At 67.3% G+C, this 25,985-nt stretch carries 27 protein-coding genes and 1 tRNA gene; 15 read left to right on the top strand and 13 right to left on the bottom strand.

Annotation, left to right across the window (positions count from 1 at the left end; translation table 11 throughout):
• Position 1: 1 nt before the first annotated feature.
• Entirely contained in the window at positions 2-1,177 is a 1,176-nt protein-coding gene (locus tag Tharo_RS08535; protein WP_107220824.1) for an aspartate aminotransferase family protein, read from the bottom strand.
• Positions 1,178-1,547: 370 nt separating this feature from the next.
• Between Tharo_RS08535 and Tharo_RS08530 the strand changes: the two genes are divergently transcribed.
• On the top strand, positions 1,548-1,838 hold the full coding sequence (locus Tharo_RS08530; RefSeq protein WP_107220823.1) for a DUF3579 domain-containing protein: 291 nt from the start codon (positions 1,548-1,550) through the stop codon (positions 1,836-1,838).
• 188 nt (positions 1,839-2,026) lie between these two features.
• Here Tharo_RS08530 and rpsT read toward each other — a convergent pair whose 3' ends face one another.
• Positions 2,027-2,293, bottom strand: coding sequence for a 30S ribosomal protein S20 (gene rpsT, locus Tharo_RS08525; protein WP_107220822.1), 267 nt, complete (start codon positions 2,291-2,293; stop codon positions 2,027-2,029).
• Positions 2,294-2,428: 135 nt separating this feature from the next.
• On the opposite strand from rpsT, the gene murJ reads away from it, so the two are divergent.
• On the top strand, positions 2,429-3,964 hold the full coding sequence (murJ, locus tag Tharo_RS08520) for a murein biosynthesis integral membrane protein MurJ (protein ID WP_107220821.1): 1,536 nt from the start codon (positions 2,429-2,431) through the stop codon (positions 3,962-3,964).
• 15 nt (positions 3,965-3,979) lie between these two features.
• On the opposite strand, the gene Tharo_RS08515 is transcribed toward murJ, so the two are convergent.
• On the bottom strand, positions 3,980-4,906 hold the full coding sequence (locus tag Tharo_RS08515; RefSeq protein WP_107220820.1) for a LysR substrate-binding domain-containing protein: 927 nt from the start codon (positions 4,904-4,906) through the stop codon (positions 3,980-3,982).
• Positions 4,907-5,005: 99 nt separating this feature from the next.
• On the opposite strand from Tharo_RS08515, the gene Tharo_RS08510 reads away from it, so the two are divergent.
• A complete protein-coding gene (locus tag Tharo_RS08510; protein ID WP_107220819.1) occupies positions 5,006-5,782 on the top strand; it encodes a ferredoxin--NADP reductase in 777 nt (258 codons plus the stop codon).
• A gap of 183 nt (positions 5,783-5,965) precedes the next feature.
• Entirely contained in the window at positions 5,966-7,630 is a 1,665-nt protein-coding gene (gene ettA, locus Tharo_RS08505) for an energy-dependent translational throttle protein EttA (RefSeq protein ID WP_107220818.1), read from the top strand.
• A 132-nt stretch (positions 7,631-7,762) separates the two neighbouring features.
• Here ettA and Tharo_RS08500 read toward each other — a convergent pair whose 3' ends face one another.
• Genes Tharo_RS08500 through Tharo_RS08490 form a run of 3 tightly spaced genes read right to left on the bottom strand, consistent with a single transcriptional unit; the run spans position 7,763 to position 9,989 of the window.
• Positions 7,763-8,698, bottom strand: a complete 936-nt coding sequence (locus Tharo_RS08500; protein WP_107220817.1) for a DMT family transporter — start codon at positions 8,696-8,698, stop codon at positions 7,763-7,765.
• A gap of 59 nt (positions 8,699-8,757) precedes the next feature.
• A complete protein-coding gene (locus Tharo_RS08495) occupies positions 8,758-9,597 on the bottom strand; it encodes a Rossmann-like domain-containing protein (protein WP_107220816.1) in 840 nt (279 codons plus the stop codon).
• Positions 9,598-9,602: 5 nt separating this feature from the next.
• A complete protein-coding gene (locus Tharo_RS08490) occupies positions 9,603-9,989 on the bottom strand; it encodes a DUF2237 family protein (RefSeq protein ID WP_107220815.1) in 387 nt (128 codons plus the stop codon).
• A 193-nt stretch (positions 9,990-10,182) separates the two neighbouring features.
• On the opposite strand from Tharo_RS08490, the gene Tharo_RS08485 reads away from it, so the two are divergent.
• The 4 genes from Tharo_RS08485 (at position 10,183) to Tharo_RS08470 (ending at position 12,173) form a co-directional block, all read left to right on the top strand.
• Positions 10,183-10,776, top strand: a complete 594-nt coding sequence (locus Tharo_RS08485; RefSeq protein WP_425444948.1) for a response regulator — start codon at positions 10,183-10,185, stop codon at positions 10,774-10,776.
• Positions 10,777-10,846: 70 nt separating this feature from the next.
• Positions 10,847-10,937 (top strand) — tRNA-Ser (locus tag Tharo_RS08480).
• Between the two features lie 277 nt (positions 10,938-11,214).
• The gene (locus tag Tharo_RS08475; RefSeq protein ID WP_107220813.1) at positions 11,215-11,487 is read left to right on the top strand and encodes a hypothetical protein; all 273 of its coding nucleotides are present in this window, start codon (positions 11,215-11,217) and stop codon (positions 11,485-11,487) included.
• Positions 11,488-11,621: 134 nt separating this feature from the next.
• Positions 11,622-12,173, top strand: a complete 552-nt coding sequence (locus Tharo_RS08470; protein ID WP_170110013.1) for a hypothetical protein — start codon at positions 11,622-11,624, stop codon at positions 12,171-12,173.
• A gap of 163 nt (positions 12,174-12,336) precedes the next feature.
• Here the strand turns inward: Tharo_RS08470 and Tharo_RS08465 are convergent, their stop codons facing one another.
• Positions 12,337-14,154, bottom strand: a complete 1,818-nt coding sequence (locus tag Tharo_RS08465) for a L,D-transpeptidase family protein (protein ID WP_107220812.1) — start codon at positions 14,152-14,154, stop codon at positions 12,337-12,339.
• On the opposite strand from Tharo_RS08465, the gene mepK reads away from it, so the two are divergent.
• On the top strand, positions 14,153-14,728 hold the full coding sequence (gene mepK, locus Tharo_RS08460; RefSeq protein ID WP_107220811.1) for a peptidoglycan L,D-endopeptidase MepK: 576 nt from the start codon (positions 14,153-14,155) through the stop codon (positions 14,726-14,728). The genes Tharo_RS08465 and mepK overlap by 2 nt on opposite strands.
• A gap of 32 nt (positions 14,729-14,760) precedes the next feature.
• Here the strand turns inward: mepK and Tharo_RS08455 are convergent, their stop codons facing one another.
• Positions 14,761-15,129 (bottom strand): diacylglycerol kinase, encoded by a 369-nt coding sequence (locus tag Tharo_RS08455; protein ID WP_107220810.1) that lies wholly within the window; start codon positions 15,127-15,129, stop codon positions 14,761-14,763.
• 70 nt (positions 15,130-15,199) lie between these two features.
• Complete coding sequence (locus tag Tharo_RS08450; protein ID WP_107220809.1) at positions 15,200-16,351, bottom strand: PQQ-dependent sugar dehydrogenase; 1,152 nt, start codon at positions 16,349-16,351, stop codon at positions 15,200-15,202.
• 97 nt (positions 16,352-16,448) lie between these two features.
• On the opposite strand from Tharo_RS08450, the gene Tharo_RS08445 reads away from it, so the two are divergent.
• From Tharo_RS08445 to Tharo_RS08435, 3 genes are all read left to right on the top strand, one after another.
• Positions 16,449-16,793, top strand: coding sequence for a VanZ family protein (locus tag Tharo_RS08445; protein ID WP_107220808.1), 345 nt, complete (start codon positions 16,449-16,451; stop codon positions 16,791-16,793).
• 52 nt (positions 16,794-16,845) lie between these two features.
• A complete protein-coding gene (locus Tharo_RS08440; RefSeq protein WP_107222360.1) occupies positions 16,846-18,840 on the top strand; it encodes a peptidase U32 family protein in 1,995 nt (664 codons plus the stop codon).
• A gap of 99 nt (positions 18,841-18,939) precedes the next feature.
• Positions 18,940-19,353, top strand: a complete 414-nt coding sequence (locus tag Tharo_RS08435) for a thioredoxin family protein (protein WP_107220807.1) — start codon at positions 18,940-18,942, stop codon at positions 19,351-19,353.
• Positions 19,354-19,514: 161 nt separating this feature from the next.
• Here the strand turns inward: Tharo_RS08435 and Tharo_RS08430 are convergent, their stop codons facing one another.
• From Tharo_RS08430 to queG, 4 genes are all read right to left on the bottom strand, one after another.
• The gene (locus Tharo_RS08430; RefSeq protein ID WP_107220806.1) at positions 19,515-20,963 is read right to left on the bottom strand and encodes a tryptophanase; all 1,449 of its coding nucleotides are present in this window, start codon (positions 20,961-20,963) and stop codon (positions 19,515-19,517) included.
• A gap of 154 nt (positions 20,964-21,117) precedes the next feature.
• Positions 21,118-21,594 (bottom strand): CreA family protein, encoded by a 477-nt coding sequence (locus Tharo_RS08425; RefSeq protein ID WP_107220805.1) that lies wholly within the window; start codon positions 21,592-21,594, stop codon positions 21,118-21,120.
• Between the two features lie 77 nt (positions 21,595-21,671).
• Entirely contained in the window at positions 21,672-21,872 is a 201-nt protein-coding gene (locus Tharo_RS08420; protein ID WP_107220804.1) for a SlyX family protein, read from the bottom strand.
• Positions 21,873-21,902: 30 nt separating this feature from the next.
• Positions 21,903-23,015 (bottom strand): tRNA epoxyqueuosine(34) reductase QueG, encoded by a 1,113-nt coding sequence (gene queG / locus Tharo_RS08415; protein ID WP_245881037.1) that lies wholly within the window; start codon positions 23,013-23,015, stop codon positions 21,903-21,905.
• 51 nt (positions 23,016-23,066) lie between these two features.
• Here queG and tsaE point away from each other — a divergent pair, with 51 nt between their 5' ends.
• The 3 genes from tsaE (at position 23,067) to Tharo_RS08400 (ending at position 25,977) form a co-directional block, all read left to right on the top strand.
• Positions 23,067-23,597: a tRNA (adenosine(37)-N6)-threonylcarbamoyltransferase complex ATPase subunit type 1 TsaE gene (gene tsaE / locus Tharo_RS08410; protein WP_107220802.1), complete on the top strand. Its 531-nt coding sequence runs from the start codon at positions 23,067-23,069 to the stop codon at positions 23,595-23,597.
• Positions 23,537-24,904, top strand: a complete 1,368-nt coding sequence (locus tag Tharo_RS08405) for an N-acetylmuramoyl-L-alanine amidase (protein ID WP_107220801.1) — start codon at positions 23,537-23,539, stop codon at positions 24,902-24,904. The genes tsaE and Tharo_RS08405 overlap by 61 nt, the downstream gene beginning before the upstream one ends.
• A gap of 128 nt (positions 24,905-25,032) precedes the next feature.
• Positions 25,033-25,977, top strand: coding sequence for a bifunctional riboflavin kinase/FAD synthetase (locus Tharo_RS08400; protein ID WP_107220800.1), 945 nt, complete (start codon positions 25,033-25,035; stop codon positions 25,975-25,977).
• The last annotated feature ends 8 nt before the right edge of the window (positions 25,978-25,985 follow it).

The following is a 25,985-nucleotide window of genomic DNA, read 5'->3' as shown; positions in this document are numbered from 1 at the left end:
CTTAGCCCTGGGCGAGGAAATCGCGGATCATCGGCGCCAGCATCGACACCAATGTCTGCGCATCGGCGGCGGTGAAGGTGAGCGCCGGCAGCAGGCGGACGACGCGCTCCGAAGTGATGCTCAGCAGCAACCCCTGTTCAGCGGCACGCGCCATCAGCTCCCCGCAGGGACGGTCGAGCTCGATACCGATCATCAGCCCGCGGCCGCGGATATCGACCACGCCGGCAACGCCTTCGAGCGCTTCGGCGATCCCCTTGCGGATCGCCTCGCCGACGCTGACGGCGTTCTCCATCAGCCGGTCGCCGGCGATCGCGTCGAAGGTGGCCAGGCCGGCGGCGCAGGCCAGCGGATTGCCACCGAAGGTGGAGCCGTGGTTCCCCGGTCCGAACAGTCCCTTCGCCTTGCCCGCGGTGACGCATGCGCCGATGGGCACGCCCGAGGCCAGCCCCTTCGCCAGCGTCATCACGTCCGGCTTCGTGCCGGCGTGCTGCCAGCCGAACCACTTGCCGGTGCGCCCCATGCCGCACTGGACTTCGTCGCAGATCAGCAGCCAGCCCTTCTCGTCGCACAACGCGCGCAGATCGCGCTGGAAGGTCTCGTCGGCCACATTGACGCCACCCTCGCCCTGGATCATCTCCAGCATCACCGCAGCCACGCCGTGATTGTGCTCGCCGATTTTGCGAATCGCCTCGATGTCGCGATAGGGAACGCGGATGAACCCCTGCACCAGCGGTTCGAAACCCGCCTGGGCCTTGCGGTTGCCGGTCGCCGACAGGGTCGCCAGGGTACGCCCGTGGAAGGCATTTTCCATCACGATGACGTGGGGAAGATCGATACCCTTCTGATGGCCGTACATGCGCGCGAGCTTGATTGCCGCTTCATTGGCTTCGCAACCGGAATTGCAGAAGAACACTTCATCCATGCCCGACGCCTCGGCGATGCGGTCGGCGAGACGTTCCTGCAGCGGAATGCCGTACAGGTTGGAAGTGTGGAGCACGCGCGTGGCCTGGTCGGCGATGGCCTTGACCAGGCCGGGGTGATTGTGGCCAAGGGTGTTGACGGCGATCCCCGACAGGGCATCGAGATAGCGCTTGCCGGCATCATCGTACAGCCACACGCCCTCTCCGTGCGTGAAGGCGACGGGCAGGCGCGCGTAGGTGTTCATCAGATGGGACATGGAGTACCTCGAACGAAACGAAGGCTGAAAAACGCGCACGGCGGCAGGTGCCGCCGTGCAGGGTGAAGTCGGAATGTTAAGCCAAAAACCTCGGCCCTGTACATAAGCCCGACAGCGTTCGAACGCCTTCCGGGATCACGATCCAGCCTCCCGTAACCGCCCCTCCACGGCCGTGCCCGCGCCGCCACCGGCAGCGCCCCCGCACCCCGTCCTTCAGGCCGCGTCCGCCCTCATCGCCCGCCTTCGCCGTCCGCACTCGCGCCCTCGTCCGTTTCGAGCCGTGCTTTTCTGCTAGAATTCGCGCGCTTTTGAGTCCCGGCGACAATGAACCGGGACCTGAACACCCCCCGAAGCCGCCAAGGCATCACACATGAACCAGAAGATCGAAAACTTCGTCATTGTCGGGGTCACGAGGGAAGGAAAGACGTTCCGTCCAAGCGATTGGGCCGACCGCCTGTGCGGAATCATGTCCGCTTTCGGCGCGGACCATCGCATGATGTACTCTCCCTACGTGCGCCCGGGCTGCACTCTCACCGGCAACAAGACCGTTCTCGTCGACGCCCGGCTCTACGACGTCGAGCCGCTGGCCTACAAATTCCTCATCAACTTCGCCAACGACAACGATCTGCAGATCGACTGGATGGGCGACGCCCCGCTCTAGCGCGCTGCCCCGGCAGGCCGGAAGCATGGGCATCCGCGGTGCGATCCTGCACCGTCAGCCGAGCCACGGGCGCACGCACCAGGGTTCGACCCCATGAAAAAGGCGCCCTGAGAATGAAAAAAGCGACCATCGGGTCGCTTTTTTCATTCACTGCGCCGCGGCGGCGCAATGGCTTGCGTGCGGACGGCTCAGACGGCCATCGACTTGACTGCAGACGACAGGCGGCTCTTGTGACGCGCGGCCTTGTTCTTGTGGATGATCTTCTTGTCGGCGATGCTGTCGATGGTGCTCATCGAGGTGCGAAAGACCGACTGAGCCGCCGCCTTGTCGCCACCCGCGATGGCCTTGCGCACGGCCTTGATCGCGGTACGCAGGCGGGAGCGAAGGCTGGCGTTGTGAGCGCGAGACTTGACTGCCTGACGGGCGCGCTTGCGAGCTTGTGCCGAGTTGGCCATAAATTCGATTCCGTATTGGTGGTTCTAGAAAGTCCGCGATTCTATCCGCGTAGCGATCCGGATGCAAGCCTGTTTTCGGCTATCATGCGCGCTCTCCATCTCCAGCGTGCCATCCCGGCGCCCTCCCCCTCCCGCATGAACCTGCTGCGCGCCCTCGCCACCGTCAGCGGCATGACCCTGCTGTCCCGCATCCTCGGCTTCGTGCGCGACTTCGTGATCGCACGCACCTTCGGTGCCGGCATGGCCACCGACGCCTTCTTCGTCGCTTTCCGCCTACCGAACCTGCTGCGCCGGATGTTCGCCGAAGGCGCCTTCTCCCAGGCCTTCGTACCCATCCTCGCCGAGTACAAGAACCGCCAGGGCGCACAAGCGACGCAGACCCTGGTCAACCGCGTGGCGACCCTGCTCGGCCTGGTGGTGGCCTGCGTCGCCGCCCTCGGCGCGCTTGCCGCCCCGCTGATCATCTACGTTTCCGCCCCCGGTTTTACCGGCGACCCCGGCAAGTTCGAACTCACCGTCGAACTCACCCGCATCACTTTCCCCTACATTTTCTTCATGGCACTGGTGGCACTCGCCGGCGGCGTGCTCAACACCTGGAGCCGGTTCGCGATTCCGGCCTTCACCCCGGTGCTGCTCAACCTCACCTTCATCGGCATGGCCCTCTTTGCCGTCCCCTACTTCGATCCGCCGGTGCTCGCACTGGCCTGGGCGGTGTTCCTCGGCGGCCTGCTCCAGCTCGCACTGCAGATCCGCCCGCTGGCAAAGATCGGCATGCTGCCGCGCTTCGAGCTCAATCTTTCCGACCCCGGCGTGCGCCGCGTCATGAAATTGATGGCACCGGCCATCCTCGGCGTCTCGGTGAGCCAGATCTCGCTCTTGATCAACACCATCTTCGCCTCCTTTCTGGAAAGCGGCAGCGTGTCCTGGCTGTATTACGCCGACCGCCTGATGGAATTCCCCGCCGGCCTGCTCGGTGTCGCGCTGGGGACGATCCTGCTCCCCAGCCTGTCCAGGCTGCACGCCGATGACAACGCCGCAGAATTCTCCGCACTACTCGACTGGGGCCTGCGCCTGACCCTGCTGCTGACCCTGCCGGCCGCGCTCGGGCTAGCGCTGCTGGCCGTGCCGCTGGTGGCGACGCTGTTCAACTACGGCGCTTTTTCCGCCACCGATGTCATGCACACGCGCAGCGCGCTGGTCGCCTACAGCATCGGCCTCACCGGGCTGATCCTGGTGAAGGTGCTGACGCCCGGCTTCTACGCCCGCCAGGACATCCGTACTCCGGTCAAGATCGCGCTGATCACGCTGGCCGCCACCCAGCTGATGAACCTCGCCTTCATCGTTCCGCTTCGCCACGCCGGGCTGGCACTGGCGATCGGCCTGGCCTCCTGCCTGAACGCCGGGCTGCTGTTCCGCGGCCTGCGCCGGCGGGCGATCTACGCTCCGCAGCCGGGCTGGAGCGTGTTTGCACTGAAGCTGCTCGCGGCACTGGCGGTGATGGGCGCCGTCCTGTGGTTCGGCAGCGGCGCGGAAGCGCACTGGGTGGAGATCGGCGGACTGGAACGCGGCCTGAGGCTGGCCGCGATCGTCACCGCCGGCGCGCTCACCTACTTCGCCACCTTGTTCGCTCTCGGCTTTCGCCTGCGCGACTTCCGCCGCCGCGGCGCCTGAGGCGCGGTCCGCGAATCAAGGTACCGCCGGCAGCGCAATCAGGTCGCTGCGGCGGGCGCCAGCGGTGAACGCGCGACAATCGTCGAGAAAGCAGCGGATCGCCGCGCTGTGGTACTTCCCCTTGTGCCAGGCGAAGCTGAACTGCCGGCGCAGATCGAGCTCCGGCGTCTCCAGCGCCACCAGGCTGCCACGCCGCAGCGCATCGCGCAGCGCCAGGCGCGACAGGCACCCCAGCCCCAGCCCGCTCTCCACCGCACGCTTGACCGCCTCGGTGTGCTCCAGCTCGAGGCGCGGCACCAGCCCGCCGGGGCGATGGCGCAGCGCCCGATCGAAGGTTTCGCGCGTTCCCGAGCCACGCTCACGCAAGATCCACGGCTGCGGCGCGATCTCCTCCACCGACACCGCCTCGCGTCCAGCCAGCGCATGCGAGGGCGCACAAAACACCACCAGCTCATCATCGACCCACGGCTCGAGCTCGATTTCGGCATCCACCACCTGCCCTTCGACCAGGCCGAGGTCGATCTCGTAGCGCAACAGCATCGCCGCGATGCTCGCCGTGTTATGCACCTGCAGCCGGACCCGGCTTTCCGGGTGACGCTGCAGGTAAGCCGACGCGATCAGCGGCAGCAGGTAGTTGCCGATCGTCAGCGTCGCCCCCACGCGCAGATTGCCCAAACCATGATCGCCGCGCAGCAAGGTCTCGATCTCCTCGGCACGGTCGAGCAACTCCACCGCATGCGGCAGCAGCAGGCTGCCCTGCTCGTTCAAGCGCAGGCGCTTGCCCTTGCGGTCGAACAGCTGCTGCTCGAACAGGCTTTCCAGTTCGGCCAGCGCCGCACTTGCCGCCGACTGCGACAGCGCCAGCGCCTCGGCTGCGCGCGACACGTTCTCGCTGCGCGCGACCCCGACGAAGACCTGGAGCTGACGAAGAGTGAATCGCATATCTATTTTTCAGGTAAGAGATATAAATATTATCCAGTAAACAGGTAAAAGAATCTCCTTAGAATCCACCCATCCCAACAGCGCACACGGCCCCCGATCATGACCAACCTCGTCACCGAAACCGTCCTCAGCGTCCATCACTGGAACGACTCCCTGTTCAGCTTCCGCACCACCCGCAACCCCGGCCTGCGCTTCGAGAACGGCCAGTTCGTGATGATCGGCCTCGATGTCGAAGGCAAGCCGCTGACCCGCGCCTACAGCATCGCCAGCCCCAACCACGAGGAACACCTCGAGTTCTTCAGCATCAAGGTGCCCGACGGCCCGCTCACCTCGCGCCTGCAGTTTCTGCGTCCGGGCGACCCGATCGTGGTCAGCAAGAAACCCACCGGCACCCTCGTCGTGCACGACCTCCACCCCGGCAAGCACCTCTACCTGCTCGCCACCGGCACCGGGCTAGCCCCCTTCCTCAGCGTGATCCAGGACCCACACACCTACGAGCGCTTCGAGAAGGTGGTACTGGTGCACGGGGTGCGTTTTGTCTCCGAGCTTGCCTACACCGAGTTCATCACCCGCGAGCTGCCGCAGAATGAATTCTTCGGCGAGCAGGTGCGCGAGCAGCTGATCTACTACCCCACGGTCACCCGCGAACCCTTCCGCAACACCGGCCGCATCACCCATGTGATCGAAACCGGCAAGCTGTTCGCCGACATCGGTCTGCCGGCGCTCGATCCTGCGCACGACCGGGTGATGATCTGCGGCAGCCAGGCGATGAACAAGGACTGCTGCGAGCTGCTCGACGCGCGCGGCTTCACCATGTCGCCGCGCATCGGCGTGGCCGGCGACTACGTGATCGAGCGCGCCTTCGTCGAGAAGTGACCCGCCCCGCGGCGGGGAGGCACCCGCCGTGACCTGCTGCGGCGCCCTTGCACACGCCGCCCCCTTTCCTCCGCAACATCCTCGTCCGCTGCTCCCGCCCTGCTCGGGCGCAAGACGATGCGTGCCCCCCGCGTCCGCCTCCGGTAGACTCCTGCCCTTTCCGACTCCGCAGGACCCCGCCCAATGGCCCAATACGTCATGTCGATGCTGCGCGTGAGCAAGATCGTTCCGCCCAAGCGTCAGATCATCAAGGACATCTCCCTCTCCTTCTTCCCCGGCGCCAAGATCGGCCTGCTCGGCCTCAACGGCTCGGGCAAGTCCACCGTGCTGCGCATCATGGCCGGGGTGGACAAGGAATACGACGGCGAAGTGCAGTGGCTCGCCGGCCAGCGCATCGGCTACCTGCCGCAGGAGCCCGAGCTCGACCCGGCCAGGACGGTGAAGGAAGAAGTCGAATCCGCCCTCGGCGAAATCATGGAAGCGCGCCAGAAGCTGGAAGAAGTCTACGCCGCCTACGCCGAGCCCGACGCCGACTTCGACAAGCTCGCCGAGGAACAGGCCAGGTACGAAAACATCCTGTCGACTGCCGGCAGCGACGTCGAGACCCAGATGGAAATCGCCGCCGACGCGCTGCGCCTGCCGCCCTGGGACGCGGTGATCGGCAACCTGTCGGGGGGCGAGAAGCGCCGCGTCGCGCTGTGCAAGCTGCTGCTGTCCAAGCCCGACATGCTGCTGCTCGACGAGCCCACCAACCACCTCGACGCCGAATCGGTCGAATGGCTGGAGCAGTTCCTCACCCGCTTCCCCGGCACCGTGGTCGCCGTCACCCACGACCGCTACTTCCTCGACAACGCCGCCGAGTGGATCCTCGAACTGGACCGCGGCCACGGCATCCCGTGGAAGGGCAACTACTCGTCCTGGCTGGAACAGAAGGGCGAGCGCCTGGCGCAGGAAGCCAAGCAGGAAGCCGCGCACCAGAAGGCGATGAAGACCGAGCTGGAGTGGGCGCGCTCCAACCCCAAGGCGCGCCAGGCCAAGTCGAAGGCCCGCCTCGCCCGCTACGAGGAAATGGCGAGCGTCGAATACCAGCGCCGCAACGAGACCCAGGAAATCTTCATCCCGCCCGGCGAGCGCCTCGGCGACAAGGTCATCGAGTTCCGCGAGGTGAGCAAGGCCTTCGGCGACAAGCTGCTGATGGACAAAGTCAGCTTCAGCATCCCGCCGGGCGCCATCGTCGGCATCATCGGCCCCAACGGCGCAGGCAAATCGACCCTCTTCAAGATGATCGAAGGCCGCGACACGCCGGATTCGGGCATGGTCGAGATCGGCGCCACGGTCAAGATCGCCGCCGTCGACCAGACGCGCGAGGGCCTCGCCAACGACAAGACGGTGTTCGACGCTGTTTCCGACGGCGCCGACGTACTCACCGTGGGCCGCTTCGAGATGCCCAGCCGGGCCTACATCGGCCGCTTCAACTTCAAGGGCGGCGACCAGCAGAAGATCGTCGGCAACCTCTCCGGCGGCGAGCGCGGGCGCCTGCACCTGGCCAAGACCCTGATCCAGGGCGGCAACGTGCTGCTGCTCGACGAACCGTCCAACGATCTCGACGTCGAGACCCTGCGCGCGCTCGAAGACGCGCTGCTCGAATTCGCCGGCTGTGCACTGGTGATCTCGCACGACCGCTGGTTCCTCGACCGCATCTGCACCCATATCCTGGCGGCCGAAGGCGACTCGCAATGGACCTTCTTCGCCGGCAACTACCAGGAATACGAGGAAGACAAGAAGAAGCGTCTCGGCGAGGAAGGCGCCAAGCCCAAGCGCATCCGCTACAAGCCGATCGCGCGCTGACCGCTTTCCGGCGCTTGCCGGAGAGCCCCGCCGCAGACAGCTGCGGCGGGCAGGTCGACGGCACCAAGGCCGCAACGGCTGACGGGAACGGCTTACCCGGCCGGGGCGGCGGACGCCCCGCTCGTGTCGGCCTCAGGCTGCGCGTCGGCGCGCAGTCTGCGTGCTGACCAGGATGCCGCCAACGATCAGCACGAACGCGGCACCATGGTAGAGGCGCGGCCACTCGCCGATCACAGCGGCCGACAGCACCGCGGTAAACAGCGGATTGAAGTTGTAGAAGATGGCCGCAACCGCCGGGCCGGCTTCAGCCACCGCCACGCCCCACGCACGGTAGGCGATGATCGACGGCCCGACGGCGACATAGAGGATGATGGCGGCCAGCCCCCACGACCACTGCGTCGGCCCCGAAGGCACGATGATATCGCCGGCGGCGGCAGCGGCGACCGCCCAGCCCACCCCGAACACACACTGCACAACGAGGAATTCCGCCCAGTTCCACGCCGGGCGGGCTTCCCCGGCCATGTGCGCGGGCGGGCGCGCAAGCATCCAGCTGTACGCGGTCCAGCCCATCATCGCCAGCAGCATCAACAGGTCGCCCTCGACAAACTCGATGCGTGCGAGCGCGCCCAGCTCGCCGCGCGAGAGCACCACCGCCACCCCGGCGAGCGACAGCAACGCGCCCAGAACCTGTACCGGGCGCGGAATCACGCGGTAGAACAACGCTCCGATCAGCATCATCCACACCGGCGCGCTCGAGGCGATCAGGGTGACGTTGAGCGGCGTACTGGTGCGCAACGCCATGTATTGGAGCGCGTTGTAGGCGCCCACGCCGATCAGTCCAAGCACGGCCAGATGCGCCCAGCGCGCCCGAACCTGGGCACGCGCCGCAGGCGTGCCGAAGGCGCGCCAGCCCAGCGGCAGCAGCAGCACGAGGGCCAGCGCCCAGCGCACCGCATTGAGCCAGAGCGGATCCATGCGCTCGATCGCGATCCGGCCGACGACCGCGTTGATCGCCCACAGCAGGGGCGGCAGGATCAGAAAGAAGAACAGCCGGGGAGAGAGATTCATCGGAAGTGCTTTATTTTTTTCGGATTTTCGATCGCAGCAGGGCCGCGCCCTGCCCTGCCTCAAGCGCGGGGCAGGCCGGGCCAGTCCGCTGGGGTCAGCGCGAACTTGTAGGCGAAGCCGCTCCAGGCATCGCCCCGCCGCAAGGCGTCGATGAAGCCGGTGCGATCGGTAACCCAGCTGCCTCCCACCATGGTCACGCCGCGGGCGAACAGCGGATCGGGCAGGCAACCCGCGCTCGGGCCGATCAGGACGATGCGGCGGGCGTGGCGGCAATGGCCGAGAATGGCGTCCACCGTATGGTTGAGCAGGATCGTGCTGGTCGACAGCACCTTGTCGCAGGTCTCGAGTTCCGCCGCATCGAGGGTGACGCGATAGTCCTCGTACTCGCCGACACGCTCGGGATTGAGCTCGATCACGGTCAGACGCGCGCCCGCTGCCGTAACCTGCTTGAGCAGCGGCGTAAACAGCCCGACCATCCCGATGTGCTCCCCCATCCGGGGCGCGATCCCGCCGATCGAATCGGGCGCGCGCGGCGGCGCAAAACCCATCCGCTCCATCACGGTGCGCGACAGTGCATTGGCCGCGGCGAATCCCAGCATCCGGCGCAACTCGGCATCGCCCCCCGCTCCTGCGGGCGCTGCGAATTCGCGTGCGAGCTGCAGCCCGTCCATCCCGACAATGGCGTTCGGATCGTTCGAGCCGAGCAGCCGGACGAGGGCGTTGCCGAGCAGAACGTAGGAAAGGCCGAGCGCGCCGTCATCGAGTTCCAGCGCGCAGAATTCGCCATTTCTCGAATCGGCCGCTTCGGCAGGCGGCAGATGCAGTGCCCGCACGCGCGGAACCCGCTGGCCGGCAAGGGCGTGTTCGAGACAGGCGATCAGATCTTCAGCAAACCCCATCGCGCTTACGCCCGCGGCCCCGCCGCAGCGCTGTAGGCGTGGGCTTTGAGTGTTTCCAGGTCGACCACCCCCAGCGCCGACTCGTGCGTGGCCTCGAGCACCACCGGCGGCGCCACGCCCGCTTCCAGCGCTTCTTTCCAGCGCAGCGCGCACAGGCACCAGCGATCGCCCGGCTTCAAGCCTGCGAACCGGAACTCCGGGCGCGGCGTGCTCAAGTCGTTGCCCGCCGCCTGGGAAAAAGCCAGAAAAGCCTGATCGACCCGCACGCAAATCGTATGGCGGCCAAGATCGTCGGGGCCGGTTTCGCAGCATCCCGTCCGGAAAAACCCCGTCAACGGGGAATAACTGCAGGCCAGCAAGGGGCCGCCCAATACGTTTCTTGACGCATTCATGCTCGTTCTTTCCGCAGATTGATGGACCACACCGGCAAACACGAAGCGAAGCGCCCGGCCGCCCGGCAAGCCAGGTGGCGGCACCCCGCAGTGGCCGGAGCATTGTAGCGCCAGCGCTCCCCGACCGACCGAAAACAGCGTATTTCTGCTATTTTTGCCGTGTTACATCGATTTCGGTACCTGAATGTCTGTCATGCCCGACACGCAAGCTTTGAAGCGTGAATTCATCAGCACCGCCCAGGCTGCACGTCAGCTGGGTTTGTCTTTGGGCACCGTTCAGCACATGGTCGAGGCTGGCGCCCTTTCCGGCTGGAAAACCGCCGGCGGCCATCGCCGGATCTGGCAGGATTCGGTCGATGCCCTGCTCGCTCGCGGCCGCACTCACGGCGGGACACTGCGGGTGCTGATCGTCGAGGACGACAAGCTGCTGCAAACACTCTATCGCGAGACGTTCTCGACCTGGCCGATTCCGCTCGAGCTGAACATCGTCGATCACGGCCTCGACGCGCTCGTCGAACTCGGCCGCGAACAACCCGATCTGCTGATCACCGACCTGCGCATGCCCGGTGTCGACGGTTTCGAAATGATCCGCCGTCTGCGCGCCAATCCCTTGAGCAGCCGCACCTCCATCGTCGTGGTCTCGGCGCTGAGCACGAAGGAAATCGCCGCCAGCGGCCCGTTGCCCAAGGACGTCACGGTTTATCGCAAACCCATCCCCTTCCACGAGCTGCACGGCTATATCCAGGCCTTGTCCGCGCAGCGCCGGCGCACACGCGACGGGGCGTGAGCATGCGCACCGGCAAGGCATAAAAAACTTTCGCCTTCCCGCTCTTCCGGCTATAATGCCGCGCTTTCACGGACAGGTGGATGAGTGGTTTAAGTCGCACGCCTGGAAAGCGTGTTTGGGATAACATCCCAACGCGGGTTCGAATCCCGCCCTGTCCGCCACCGAACACCATAAAGCCCTGATTCGTCAGGGCTTTATCTTTTTGTAGGCATCCGGAGTCTGGTGAGTTCCCGCAGCGTCCGGCTGGAAAAACCTCGCCGGCAAATAGCAGTTCGCGCCGGATAGCAGTTCGCGCTGGGGCCGGCGCGGGTGACGGCCTGTTCCACTGCGACACCGGATGGAAGCCGGCTTGTGCGCCATGCCGGTACACGCTTGATCGACACGACTTGCCGCTTCTCCATATCTGTATAAAAATACAGCCACAGGAGAAGCACCATCATGTCCCCCAGCCGCCGATCCCACCAGACCTGCCCGTACTGCCACATGCCGGTCGCCATCGAACAGTTCGAGTTCGCCTCGGACCGCATCCACGCCTACAGGGTCTGTCCGGAATGCGGACACCCCCTGCTCCTGAGCGAGCCGTCGACCGCATCTGCAGCGGCACGCAGCACGGCAGAGCCGACCGCGCCGGCAGATGCGGCACAAGCGCTCCCCCCCTGCCTGCCCGATCTCGTGGAGCGGCATTCCGGTCACGCCGACGGCATGAGATGAGCCAGCTCAGCTTCGATTTTGCTGCCGATCGCGGCTTCACTCCTCGGCGTGCCGCATCTTCCAGACACACGGCCGCTCCCAGGCCGTACCCGGCTCCGACCAAATCCGATCCGGACCCCGCCCGACTCGCGCCCATGACCACCGACACTCATCCCCTTTCCGCCCCTGAATCCACCCCTGAATCCACCCCTGAATCCGCCGCGGCGGACGCTCCGGTGGCGATCCGCGAAGACCGCCTGTGGCACGACGCCGGCTGGATGGCACGCGTGATCAAGAACGAGGATGACGACGGCTGGGCCGTCGAAATGCTCCAGGATGGCGAGCCCGAACCGGCACTGGTCGGCCCGTGGACCATGGGGCGCGACAAGAAGAACCCCAAGCCGCTGGATCAGGCCGCGTTCAACACCTTGGTGAAGACCGCCTCCGAAGTGCTCCTGCGCCACCAGCAGCAACGCCATGCCGCGCTGCACAAACGCCTGACGGTGTTCGCCCTCGACAGGCAGTGGGAAGTCCGGCTGGATATCGTTCCCGACGACTACGAACCCTATGCCGTGCTCAGCGCATTCGACGAGGCGGGCGACGAACTTGCGCAACTGCGGGTGCGCCCCGACTTCAGGCTGACGAGCGCGAGCGCCACCGCGTGGATCACCGACGACTTCCGCCGTCCGCGGCAGGAAGGCGAATGAACGTCGCCGCAGGCACAGGCCACATCGCCGCAGGCGCAGGCTGCTTCGACGACCGCATCCTCCGGTCACCGACCACCGCAGCACGCCGCCCCCTGGCCTGACCAGCCAGCGCAGCCTCGACACCGCAGCACCCCGCTGAGTCGCGGTCCGCAGTCCGTATCCCTTAACCGGCGCGCTCGCGGCCGGTCGGGCCCGGGGCCGGGCGTACGGAATCGCTCGGTGCGCCACCACTCCGTCCCGTCAGCGCAGCGATGATCTCTCCGTCATAACCGTAGATGTCCTCGCGCAGCTGCACGCCGCCGGCTTCATCGAGCCCCGCGGTGAAGTAGAGCAGCAGTACCGGAATCTCGCGCCCGACCGCAATCGTGTGGGTCGCCCCGCGATCGAGCTCGGCCGCGAGCGTTTCCGCACTCCAGCGCTGCGGATCGTCGAGCAGCAGCAAGGCGAGCTCCAGCGGCTTTTCCAGACGCAGACAACCCGAGCTGAACGCGCGCACGCTGCGCTCGAACAGCTCCGGGGCATTGGTGTCGTGCATGAAGATTGTGTAGGGGTTGGCGAGCACGAACTTGATCCGCCCGAGCGCGCCGTCGGCGCCCGACTCCTGCACGATCCGGTAAGGAAAGCCGTGGCGGGGCACCGCCGCCCAGTCGATCTCGGTCGGGTCGACCGCCTGCCCGTTGCCGTCGACGACACGCATCCTCTGGTCGGCGAGATAACCCGGATCGCGCACCATCGCGGGAATGACATCCTGTTTGAGGATGGTAGGCGGCACCACCCATTTCGGATTGAGTACGAGGTGCTGCACGCGGTCGCGGAGCAAAGGGGTCTTGCGCGACGGCCGCCCCACCACCACGCGCGAAGACCACGCACGCACGCCATCGAGCACGAGTTCGGCGCTCTGGGCGGCGATATCGAGCCCAAGATGGTCGCCTTGTAGGTCTTGCGCGACCCAGCGCAGGCGCTCGAGGTTGGCACGGATCTGGTCGGCACGCTGCGCCGCGCCGACCTCGAGCGCCGCCATCGTCCGGCGCCCGACCAGGGCATCGGCTTCGAGCCCCTGGGCACGCTGAAAGCGGCGCACCGCCTCGGCCAGGAGAGGATCGAAGTATGCCGGATCGGCCGCCTCCAGACCGCTCTCCCCGCCCGCCTGCAGGCGGGCGCGCAGCGCAGCGACACGTCGGTCATAGTCGCCGGGGTGCAGCGTCGGCCCGGCAGGGACCGGCGGCCAGTCGCCGAGGGCGGCCTGGGCGCGGTATTGCGCATAGGCTTGCTGCAAGCCCCGGTACAGGGGCAGCGCAGGCGCATGGTTCGCGATCGCCGCCCCCAGCCCGGGGGCCGCCAGAACCGCCTCGAGTTCGCCAGCCCGCAGCGACGGACCGGGTTGCGGCGCGAAGTTCCACTCACGGTACAACAGGCGCGGGTCGAGCTTGCCGTAGCGCAACTGGCGCAACAAGCGGGCAAGGCTGTCGGAGAGGCTCACCTCGCGCGCGGCCCGTTGCGCGGGTGAGAGGGTGGCCGGATCGGCATCGACGGCCTGACGCAAGCGTTCGAGTGCGAAATCGGCGGGGTCCAGCCCATGCTCGCGGCTGGCTTCCACCGCGGCCAACAGCGCTGCGGCCTGCGCTGTACCGGCCCATGCCGGGCGATACCCTCGGGCAAGGTAAAACGGCGCCACACTGTCGTCGAGGGCTGCGCTGCGCAGCTCAAGCTCGCCGGCGATGGCCCCGGCCATGTCGTCCAGCGCCCCCGCCGCCGCAGCGTCGCCAGCCCCGCGGGCGGGAAGGGCGGGAGCCACAACCGGCGAGCCGGGATGCGAGCCCGCCGTCGCCGCAGCGGCCGCGGCGGCGACGGATTGCCCCGCAGCGGCGACCAGCACCCCCACCACCAACGCCGCCAGAGTTACAAAACTTTTGCCCGGCCGGATCTCTGTTTCAGTTAGGATGCGCGATTCAAGTGCTTGTTCGGACTGACGATTATCCATGTCGAGAACTCCCCACGATCACTCTGGCGCACGCCGCCGGCTGTTCCTCAAAGGTCTTTCCACCTTGCCGCTGGGCCTCTCCCTCGGCAGCGCACGGGCCCATCCTGCCGCATTCGCCCACGATCACCGGCTCGCGTTCCGCCACACCCACACCGACGAGCGCCTCCAACTCGCGTACCGCGACCGGCGCGGCTACATCGAACCGGCATTACAGCGCATGAACTGGCTGCTGCGCGACTTCCGCACCGGAGACGCCGTCGCCATGGACCCCCGCCTGTACGACGTGCTGCATGCCCTGAGCCTGCGCTGCGGCGGCGATACCTTCGAGATCATTTCCGGCTACCGTTCGCCCGCCACCAACCAGGCCTTGCGCAAGACCGGCAGCGGCGTGGCCAGACGCAGCCTGCACATGGACGGCAGGGCGATCGACATCCGCCTCGCCGGAGTGGCCACCGCGCGCCTGCGCGATGCCGCACTCGCCTTGCGTGCCGGCGGCGTCGGCTATTACCCCGAATCGGATTTCGTCCACATCGACACCGGCCCGGTGCGCAGTTGGGGCCCCCGGCCGGCCTGATCCGCAGCGGATCGGGAAAAGGCGCGGCAAGCTCAGCCCAGCAACAGCAGCGCCCACACCACGGCCGCATTGAGCAGCGCCATGAACACCGCCGCACTGCCGATATCCTTGGCGCGCTTGGACAGGGGATGGCGCTCCAGGGATACCCGATCGACCACCGCTTCGATCGCGGAGTTCAGCAGCTCGACCACCATCACCAGCAGCACGCTGCCGATCATCAGGGCCCGCTCCAACGCCGAGTCTCCCAGCCACAGCGCGACCGGCACTGCGATCAGGGCGATCCAGACCTCCTGGCGAAAAGCGTCTTCGTTGCGGTACGCGGCGCGCAGACCGTCGAGCGAGTAATGCAAGGCGCTCCAGACATGGCGCAGGCCTTTCGTGCTTTTGAAGGGGCTTTCCATCCTGATGTCGTCGGTGTCGTCGCGGGACCGCGATGATGGCACGAAACCCCACCGTCTTGCCGTCCGCGGCTCAGGCCGGGTCGAGACGCAGGATGCGCCCCCCGCTCTCGTCGAGCAGCCACAGCTTGCCGTCCGGCCCCTGGCGGACATCGCGGATCCGCCGGCCGAGCGCACTGAGCATGCGTTCTTCATGAACGACCTTGCCCTCCTCGAGCACCAGGCGAACGACAAGCTGGTGCTTCAACGCACCGACGAAGAGATTGCCGCGCCACTGGGGAAAGGCCTCTCCGGTGTAGAAGGCCATTCCCGACGGCGCGATCGACGGCGTCCACTGCCACCGCGGCGCCTCAACGTCGGTGCGCTCGGTGCCTTCGCCGATCTTGCTCCCGGTGACGTATTCGCGGCCGTAGGTGATCACCGGCCAGCCGTAGTTGCGCCCGCCACGGGTGAGATTGAGCTCGTCGCCGCCCTGCGGGCCGTGTTCGTGTGTCCACAGCTCGCCGCTCTGCGGGTCCAGTGCCGCCCCCTGGAGATTGCGGTGGCCGTAGGACCAGATCTCGGGCAGGGCGCCGGCACGAGCGCGGAAAGGGTTGTCCGCCGGCGCACTGCCATCCACGGCGATGCGCACCACCTTGCCGAGGTGGCTGTCGAGGGCCTGGGCCCGGTCGCGGAAGTGATAGCGGTCGCCGAGGGTGACAAACAGGCTGCCGTCGGGCGCAAACACCAGGCGCGACCCCCAGTGATGGCTGCCGGATGGGTCCTCGTTCTGGGCGAAAATGCGTTGCACCGCATGCACGCGCAAGCCATCGAGGTCGAGGCGGGCGCGCGCCACCGCGGTGCGCGCGCCGCGCGCGGTGGGTTCCGCGTAGGAAAACACGATCAGGCCGTCCTCGGCGAAACGGGGGCCGAGGGCGACGTCGAGCAGCCCGCCCTGACCCTGCGCGTGCACCTCGGGCAGGCCGGCAATCGGCGCCGACAGGGCGCCGTCGGCGGTGACGATGCGCATCCGCCCCGGCCGTTCGGTGACCAAGATGCGGCCATCGGGCAGGAAAGCGAGCGACCACGGGTTTTCCAACCCGCGCGCGACCTCGCTGACCTTGACGCTGGCCGTTTCGGTGCGCACGATCACGTCCCTCGCCCAAACCGGCAAGGGAACAAGCACTGCCGTGAGCAGCAGCGCACCGAGCAAGGGGGTGCGCCGCACCGCTTTCGCCGTAGCCATCCTCGTTCTCCTGCGCCGGACGGGAGCAAGCGGGGCCTTCCCGCGGCTCCGGCCTTCCCGTGGCCGGCGATCGTGATCAACGCATTTAGGACTTCGCATGCCCGCGACCGTTCGTCAACTGCTGCGCCTGCTTTTTGTCATCGTCCTGCTGGCCGTGTTCTGGCTGGCGCTGCTACCGGCTCCCGAGGTGCCCCGGCTGGTGGTCTGGCAGGACAAGATCGAACACGCCGTACTGTTCGCCACCCTCGCCCTGCTGGCGCTCGCAGCCTGGCCGCGGCAGGCGCTACGCATCGCCGGCGGCCTGCTGCTGTACGGCACGGCGATGGAAGTGGCGCAGGCGCTGACCGCGCACCGAGTCGGCGATCCGCTCGACTGGCTGGCCGACGCGACCGGGTTGCTGGTGCTGCTGCCCTTTGCCCGGCGCCGGCAGGATCGGCTGTGAGCTGCGCCCCGGCGCTCCCGAAGGCGAATTTTCGAACCGGACCTCCCTTGCGATGAACACTGCCCGCCACGTCCTCGCTGCCCGCCACGTCCTCGAACTCCTCGCTCCGGCCAAGACCGCCGATTTCGGCATCGAGGCGATCAACCACGGCGCCGACGCCGTCTATATCGGTGGCCCGGCCTTCGGCGCGCGCTCGGCGGCGGACAATACGGTCGCCGACATCGCCCGCCTCGCCGCCCATGCCCACCGCTACCACGCCCGGGTTTTCGTCGCCACCAACACGATCCTGTTCGATCAGGAACTGGAAGCGGCACAGCGGCTGATCTGGCAACTCTACGACGCCGGCGTCGATGCGCTGATCGTGCAGGACATGGGCCTGCTCGAACTCGACCTGCCGCCGATCCAGCTCCACGCCAGCACCCAGACCGACATCCGCGACGCGAGCAAGGCGCGCTTCCTGCAGGACGTCGGCTTCTCGCAGCTCGTGCTGGCGCGCGAGCTCTCGCTCGCCCAGGTGCGCAAGATCGCCGAGGCCACCACCTGCCAGCTCGAATACTTCGTCCATGGCGCGCTATGCGTGGCCTTTTCCGGCCAGTGCTACATCAGCCACGCCCATACCGGGCGCAGCGCCAACCGCGGCGAATGCTCGCAGGCCTGCCGCCTGCCCTACGATCTGAAGGACCAGGACGGCCACACCCTCGCCAGCGGCCAGCACCTGCTGTCGATGAAGGACAACAACCAGAGCGCCAACCTGCGCGCGCTGGCCGCCGCCGGAGTGAGCTCGTTCAAGATCGAAGGCCGCTACAAGGACCTCGCCTACGTCAAGAACATCACCGCCCACTACCGCACGCTGCTCGACCACCTCCTCGAACACCCCGAGGCCGACGGCCCGGCCTGGCGCCGCGCCTCCAGCGGGCGCACCACCTTCCTGTTCACCCCGCAGGCCGACAAGACCTTCAACCGCGGCTACACCGACTACTTCACGAACGAGCGCCAGCACGGCATCGAGGCCTTCGAGTCGCCGAAATTCGTCGGCGAGCCGATCGGGCGCGTGGCGAAGGTCGACGCCAAGGGCCGGAAGTTCTTCGATGTCGAGCGCAGCACGCCGCTGCACAACGGCGACGGCCTGGCCTGGTACGGCCCGAAGGGCGAACTCGCCGGCCTGCGCGTCAACCGGGTCGAGGCCGGGACCGGCGGCGTCGACCGCGTGTTCGTGTCCGAGCCGCTGCCTGCCGGGCTGATGCCGGGCAGCGCGCTGTTCCGCAACCACGACCACGAATTCGAACGCGCCCTGGAAAAGAAGTCCGCCGAGCGCCGCATCCGCGTCGATGCGCGCTTTGCCGCCACCGCCACCGGTTTTGCCCTCAGCCTCACCGACGAGGACGGCATTGGCGCGACCGCGAACCTGGATACCGCCTGGGAGCCAGCGCGCAATGCCGGGCGCGCGCTGGCCGGCATCCGCGAGCAGCTCGGCAAGCTCGGCGGCACGATGTTCACCGCCGGCGACATCGTCCTCACGCTGCCGCCGGCCTCGGGCGCGGCGGCCTCCGGCACCGAGCCGGCCGCGCCCTTCCTGCCCGCCGCCCAGCTCAACGCCCTGCGCCGCGAGGCCGTCGAACGCCTCGAGGCAGCGCGCCTCGCCGCCCATCGGCGCCCGCCACGGGCGGCAGCGGTCGAACCGCCGGTACCCTATCCGCAGGACGATCTGAGCTATCTCGCCAACGTCGCCAACGCCCACGCCCGCGCCTTTTACGCCAGGCACGGCGTGAAGCGGATCGACGCCGCCTTCGAAGCGAACGAGGAACGCGGCGAAGTGCCGCTAATGATCACCCGGCACTGCCTGCGCTACAGCCTCAACCAGTGCCCGAAGGAAGTGAAAGGCATCCGCCCCGAACCGATGCAGCTCGTCCACGGCGACCAGACCCTGACCCTGCGCTTCGACTGCAAGCGCTGCGAGATGCACGTCATCGGCGCGCTGAAGCCGCAGGTCGCGAAGATGCACGAAACAATGGAACGCAAGCTGGAGTTTTTCCCAAAACGCGGCTAGATGCGGCATCAAGCGCGACCTCACCGCCCGCTCTGGTAATCTTGCCCCCGCAGCGGCGCAACCGCTCGTCCGATCGAAATCCCGGAATCCACTGCATCGATGCCGCCCCTGACTCCGCTCGCCGACCTCGCCGACCTCGCCGATCCAGCTGAACTCGCCGACCGCCCGCGCGCGGCCGAAGCCCCGCTCGTCGTCGTCGCCCTCTGTGCCGCCTGGTGCGGAACCTGCCGCGACTTCCGCCCGGCGTTCGAGCGCATCGCGGGCGCCCGTCCCGGCATCGTCTTCGCCTGGGCCGACATCGAGGACGACGCCGAACTCGTCGGCGACATCGACGTGGCCAACTTCCCCACCCTTGCAGTCATACGCGGCGGGGTCGTGCTCCATTTCGGTGTCACCCTGCCGCACGAGGCCGTGGTCGCACGGCTGATCGACGCCTTGTCCGGCGCGCCCCTACGCCCCGCCCCCGACGTCCCCGACGAAGTGCGGGCCCTGGCGGCGCAGCTGTCGCGCTGAGGCGTGGTCTCCTCCGGCACCTGCCGGGACAAACGGCCGACACACGGCCGGGAAACACGCGGCAAGGAGCGTAAACGGACGAACGCGCAGGCCAATGACGCTGCGCGTTCGCCGATTCCGCACCCTGCGCCGGGCGGATGCCGGCACAGGCGGGGGAAGGCTCAGAGGCTGTCGCCGAAATCCTCGCGGAACTTGGCAACCAGTTTTTCCTGCCAGTTCGACACCGGCGCCAGGCGGCCGTAGAAGAAGCGCAGGATTTCCGGCTCCTCGGTGAACACCAGTCCGCCGATCATGCGGCGGTTGGCGTACAGCCATTCGAGACGATCGACCGCGTACTTGACCTGCGACAGGGTGAACACGCGCCGCGGCAGGGCCAGGCGGACCAGCTCCATGTTGGCGAAGATCTCGCTGCCGTCGGGTTCGCGCTGCTCGGACAGGGTGCCGCGCTCCATGCCGCGGATGCCGCCGGCGATGTACAGCGCCGAAGCCAGCGCGCCAGCCGGATACTGGGCCTGCGGGATGTGATCGACGAACTTCATCGCGTTGATGTGGCAGCCCAGGCCGCCGGCGGGGGTGATCACCGGGATGTCGCGTTTTTGCAGCTCATCGACCATGTAACCGATGAACTGCGGCCCCTGGTTGATCACCTCCTCGTCCATGGTCTCCTCGAGGCCGACGGTGAGCGCTTCCATTTCGCGCACCGACATGCCGCCGTAGGTGAGGAAGCCTTCGTACAGCGGAACCAGCCCGCGCATGCGGCGGTACAGTTCCTCGCTGCGCATGCACATGCCGCCACCGCGAGCGCAGCCGAGCTTGCGCGCGGAGAAGTAGATGAGGTCGCACAGGTCGGCCATCTTGCGGGTGATCTCGCGGATGCTCAGCCCCTTGCAGCTTTCCTCGCGGTTCTTGATGAAATGCAGGTTGTCGGCGAGCAGGCTGGCGTCGAGCACCAGCAGCAGGCGGTGCTGGTCGCAGACCTTGCGGATGTCGGCGAGGTTCTCGAGCGAGAACGGCTGGCCGCCGATCAGGTTGGTGCCCGCCTCCATGCGCACGAAGGCGATCTTGTCGGCGCCGTGCTTGCCGATCGTGGCCTGCAGCTTGGCGACGTCCATGTTGCCCTTGAACGGGTGGACGCTGACGACTTCCAGGCCGGCATCGGAGACGAGCTCCTCGACGATGCCGCCGTTGAGGGTGATGTGCGCCTTGGTGGTGGTGAAGTGGTAGTTCATCGGCACCACCGAGCCCGGCGTCACCAGCACCTGGCCGAGGATGTTCTCGCAGGCCCGGCCCTGGTGGGCAGGCAGGAAGTAGTCCATGCCGAAGATGTCCTGCAGCTTGGCCTCGAGGCGCGTATAGGTGGCGCTGCCGGCGTAGCTGTCGTCGGCGATCATCATCGCCGCCTGCTGCTGGTCGCTCATGGCGTTCACGCCGCTGTCGGTCAGCATGTCCATGAACACATCGGCGTTGCGCAGCAGGAAGGTGTTGTTGCCCGCTTCGGTGATCGCCTCCAGGCGGCGCTCCACCGGCGGCAGGTTGAGCTTCTGGACGATGCGCACCTTGTGCATTTCAAGGGGAACCGACTCGCCACCGTAAAATTTCACTTTCGCCATGCCTGCTTTCCTCCACACGCCATGTTGTGATCAAAGGCGCCAATCGGACCACGACCGACCTTTCGCTGCGTTGACCGGCGGCAAATGTCCGGCGATTCACCTCCGATGTTTCGCCTCCGGGGGCCGACGTTTTGCCCCGGCGCCAGCCGGACGCTCAGCGCATGCGCAGCGGCAGGCCGGGCGGCAGCGGAACGGCAGTGACGTTGTTCTGCGGACTGCCGTCGATGAGCTTGTCGCTGTACACGAGATACACCAGGGTGTTGCGCTTGACGTCGGCCATGCGCACGATGCGGATCTTCTTGAACAGGATCGAGGCGCTCTGCGAGAACACCTCCTCCTGCTGGCGCAGCGCCTCGGTGAACGCGATTTCGCCCACCTGGCGGCATGCGACCGAAGCGTCGGCAGTGTCTTCGGCCAGTCCCAGGCTGCCCTTGATGCCGCCGGTGCGGGCGCGCGACACATAGCACGACACGCCCTTGACCTTGGGGTCATCGAACACTTCCACCACCACCTGGTGGTTGCGCCCGATCAGCTTGAAGGCGGTGTCGACGCTGCCGACCTCTTCGGCATGCGCGTTGATGCCCAGGGTCAGGGCGAAGGCCAGCAGGGCGGTGGCGGTTTTCAAGGTCATGCGTTCCTCCTTCGGGTTGGGGCTGCCCGCAGCCTGCGGCAGCACGGATAGTGAAACGCGGGCCGGCTGCGGAGAAGTCACCAATGCGGCGGGATCTCGTCTTCCGGACGCAGCGGATTGGCCGGCTGGATTGTTTTCACCTGCTGGGCGAGCTGGCGCACCTGTTCGCGCAGCAGGTCGAGCTCCTGCTGCTGGCGCCAGACCGTGCGATTGAGTTCGTCGACCAGGTCTTCGACGGCCATCAGCTTGGTTTCCAGCGTTTCGATGCGATCTTCCATGACGTTTCCGATGCGTGCAGGAGCCGGATTCTAGCCTGCCCCGTCCTCCGCCGTGGCGCCGTTACGGCGATGGCGGGCGCGCGCCCAGGCGACGTGCTCACGCACCAGCGCACTGTCGTCGCCGGCGCGGGACTCGAGCGCGGCCAGCACTTCGGGAGCAGAGGGGGCATTGCCCAGCGCCACCGCGAGGTTGCGCAGCCAGCGTTCGTGGCCGATGCGATGGATCGGACTGCCGGCAGTGCGCTCGGCGAAATCGGCCGCGGTCCACGCGAACAGCTCGGCCAGGGTGGCGCCGTCCAGCCCATGGCGCGGGGTGAAATCCGGCTCGCAGCTCAACCCGGCGAAGCGGTTCCACGGGCAGGCGAGCTGGCAGTCGTCGCAGCCATAGATGCGGTTGCCCAGCAGCGGGCGCAGGGGTTCGGGAATCGCGCCGTGCAGCTCGATGGTGAGATAGGAGATGCAGCGCCGCGCATCGACCCGGTAGGGCGCGACGATGGCGCCGGTGGGACAGGCATCGATGCAGGCGCTGCAGCGGCCGCAGTGCGGCGCGACCGGCGGATCGAGCGGGAGCGGCAGGTCGGTGAAGATTTCACCGAGGAAGAACCAGGAGCCGGCCGCACGATCGAGCAGCAAAGTGTGCTTGCCGCGCCAGCCCAGGCCGTTGCGGCTGGCATGCTCCACCTCCAGCACCGGCGCGGAGTCGGTGAACACCCGGTACTGGTGGGCCGTTTCAGCCGCGATGCGCTCGGCGAGTTTTTGCAGGCGCGCGCGCAGCACCTTGTGGTAGTCCCGCCCCAGCGCATAGCGCGACACGTAGGCCCGCGCCGGATCATCCAGCACCGCCTGGGCCGGCGCGGCATCCGGCCAGTAGTCCATGCGCGCACTGATCACGCGCAGGGTGCCGGGCACCAGTTCGGCCGCACGGGCGCGCTTCATGCCATGGCGCGCCATATAATCCATGTCGCCGTGAAAGCCGGCCTCGACCCAGGCCGCCAGCCCCGGCTCGGCGCCGGACAGATCGGTCCCGCCCACGCCGATCGCGGAAAAACCCAGCGCCTGCCCCCACTGTCTGATCCGCGCAACAAGACCTGCAGCGTCGAGCCGGAGCCGATTGCCCGCAGGTTCGCCCGCATTGTTGTCCACGCCGTTGTCCGTATCGCCCCCCAGCCCTGCCGCCATCCCCACGAGGTTCCCATGATCGAGTCGATTCAAGCCCCTGATGATAACGGCGCCCGCCTGCGCACGCACTTGCCGGCCGAAACCGACACCGAAGCCCTCGGTGCGGCGCTGGCCACGGTGCTCGTCCCCGGCCTGCACATCTGGCTGCAGGGCGACCTCGGCATGGGCAAAACCACCCTCACCCGCGGGCTGCTGCGCGGCCTCGGTCACGCCGGAAAGGTCAAGAGTCCGACATATACCTTGATTGAACCTTACGTCGTTTCTAGATTAGACTTATATCACTTTGATTTTTATCGCTTCAACTCGCCAGAAGAATACCTGGACGCAGGGCTGGACGAATACTTTTCCGGGCAGGGGACATGCATCGTGGAGTGGCCGGACAAAGCCGCGCCCTACCTGCCCGTGGCGGACATCGAAATTCGCCTGGATGCCGAGGGGAGCGGGCGGTTTGCGGAAATCAGCGGCAACACTGAAGCGGGGCGGACATGCGTGATCGAACTGGTGAAAGCACTACGGGGCGCGGACCCGGCGCCCGGGACGACCTGAGCCATGACCCGGAAGGCGCGCCGCTGGACCGCGGCCTGAGTCGCCGCGAACTGCTCAAGTTCGCCGGCGCCACGCTCGCGCTGATGGTGAGCCCGCTCGGCCACGCGGCCCCGGCGAGCCTGCTCGCGGTGCGCGTCTGGCCATCCCCCGAGTACACCCGGATCACCCTCGAAGGTGCAGCCGAGTTGCGCTTCAGCCACATGCTGGTGCAGGACCCCGACCGCCTGGTGGTCGATCTCGAAGGCGTCCGGCTCGACAGCGTGCTTCAGTCGCTGCCATCCAAAGTGCTCGACTCCGACCCTTACATCCGCCTGATCCGCGCCGGGCAGAACCGCCCCGGCGTGGTGCGGATGGTGGTCGATTTGAAAAAACCGGTCGATCCGCAAGTCTTCACTCTCGCGCCGGTCGGCGATTACGGCCATCGCCTGGTGCTCGACCTCCACTCGACCGAAGAGCACGACCCCCTGATGGCGCTGATCCTGAAGGATTCGCCGCTGGACGCAGCACTGGGCGACGCCGGCGGGGACGCCGCTCCGGTCGCGCGCACCGAATCGCGCCCGCCCGCGCGCACCAAGGGACCCGAGGTCGATCGCCTGTACACGGTGGTGCTCGATGCCGGCCACGGTGGCGAAGACCCGGGCGCCGTCGGCCGCGGCGGCAGCTACGAGAAGAACGTCACACTTTCGATCGCCCGCCGCCTGAAACGCAAGATCGACGCGGCGCCCGGCATGCGTGCGGTGCTCACCCGCGACGGCGACTACTTCGTGCCGCTGCACCAGCGCGTGACGCGCGCGCGCCGGGTGCGCGCCGACCTGTTCGTGTCGATCCACGCCGATGCCTTCGTCCGCCCGGAAGCGAACGGCAGCTCGGTGTACGTCCTGTCCGAACGCGGCGCCTCGAGTTCCGCCGCGCGCTGGCTGGCGCAGAAGGAAAACGACGCCGACCTCGTCGGCGGCGTCAATCTTGCCGGCCAGGACGGGCACATCGCCCGCACCCTGCTCGATCTGTCGCAGACGGCGACGATCAACGACAGTTTCAAGCTCGGCCGCGCCATGCTCGGCGAACTGGGCACGATCAACCGTCTGCACAAGCCCGAAGTCGAACAGGCCGGCTTCGCCGTGCTGCGCGCCCCCGACATTCCTTCGGTGCTGGTCGAAACCGCCTTCATCAGCAACCCGCGGGAAGAGCGCCGCCTGAACGACGAGGACTACCAGGACAAAATGGCCGACGCGCTGCTGCGCGGCATCCAGCGCTACTTCCAGGATCACGCACCGGCCACCCCGACCCGCGTCGCCCGCCTCGGTTAGCGTTCGCCGCCCGCCACCGCCCCACCGCGCCCGGCGTATCCGCATCCCCGGATCGCCCTCCAGCCCGCAAGCGCCAGGCCCGCAGAAGCGGGCTTTGTCGTTATAATCCTGGCTTTTGTCAGGCGTTCATGCAGGTTCACCGCGGAATCCCCGAGCAGGCCGACACGGCGACGGTGCTCACCATCGGCAACTTCGATGGCCTCCACCTCGGCCATCAGGCCCTGCTCGCACTGCTGACCGAAAAAGCCCGCGCCCTCGGCCTGCCGGCGGTGGTGCTCACGTTCGAACCCCATCCGCGCGAATACTTCAGCCCGGCCGATGCCCCCGCACGCCTCGCCTCGCTGCGCGAAAAGCTGCTGCTGCTGGGCGCCGCGGGGGTGGACCGCACCCACGTTTGCCGCTTCGACGCCCGCTTCGCGGCACAGAACGCACAAAGCTTCATCGACGACACCCTGGTGCATGGACTGGGCGTGCGCCACCTCTTCATCGGTGACGACTTCCGTTTCGGCGCGCGCCGCCAGGGCGACTTCGCGATGCTGCAGGAAGCCGGCCGCCGCCTCGGCTTCGGTGTCGAATCGATGCCCACCCTCTCCGTCGACGGCGAGCGCGTCTCCAGCTCGGCGGTCCGTAGCGCGCTGGCCGAAGCCGACCTCGCCCGCGCCGCCCGCCTCCTCGGCCGCCCCTACAGCATCGCCGGGCGGGTGAGCCACGGCGACAAGCTCGGTCGCCAGCTCGGCTTTCCGACCGCCAACATCCAGATGAAGCACCGCCTGCCGCCGCTCACCGGCGTCTATGCGGTCGGCGTCGAAGGGCTGGCCGCCGCCCCCATCGCCGGCGTCGCCAATATCGGCCTGCGCCCGACGGTGACGGCCAACGGTCGCGCCCGCCTCGAAGTCCACCTGTTCAACTGGACGCGGGACTGCTACGGCGCGCACATCCGCGTCCATTTCCTGCACAAGCTGCGCGCGGAACGCCGTTTCGATTCGCTCGACGCCCTGCGCGCACAAATCGCCGCCGATGCCGCCACCGCCCGCCAGTGGCTCCAGGACAACCCCGACCGGCTGCAGGCCTGAACCGGGCC

Source organism: Thauera aromatica K172, assembly GCF_003030465.1.
In the GTDB taxonomy this organism is placed as follows: Bacteria; Pseudomonadota; Gammaproteobacteria; order Burkholderiales; family Rhodocyclaceae; genus Thauera; species Thauera aromatica.
Note: the sequence above shows the minus strand (reverse complement) of the source record. Positions and strands in the feature narration are given on the sequence as shown.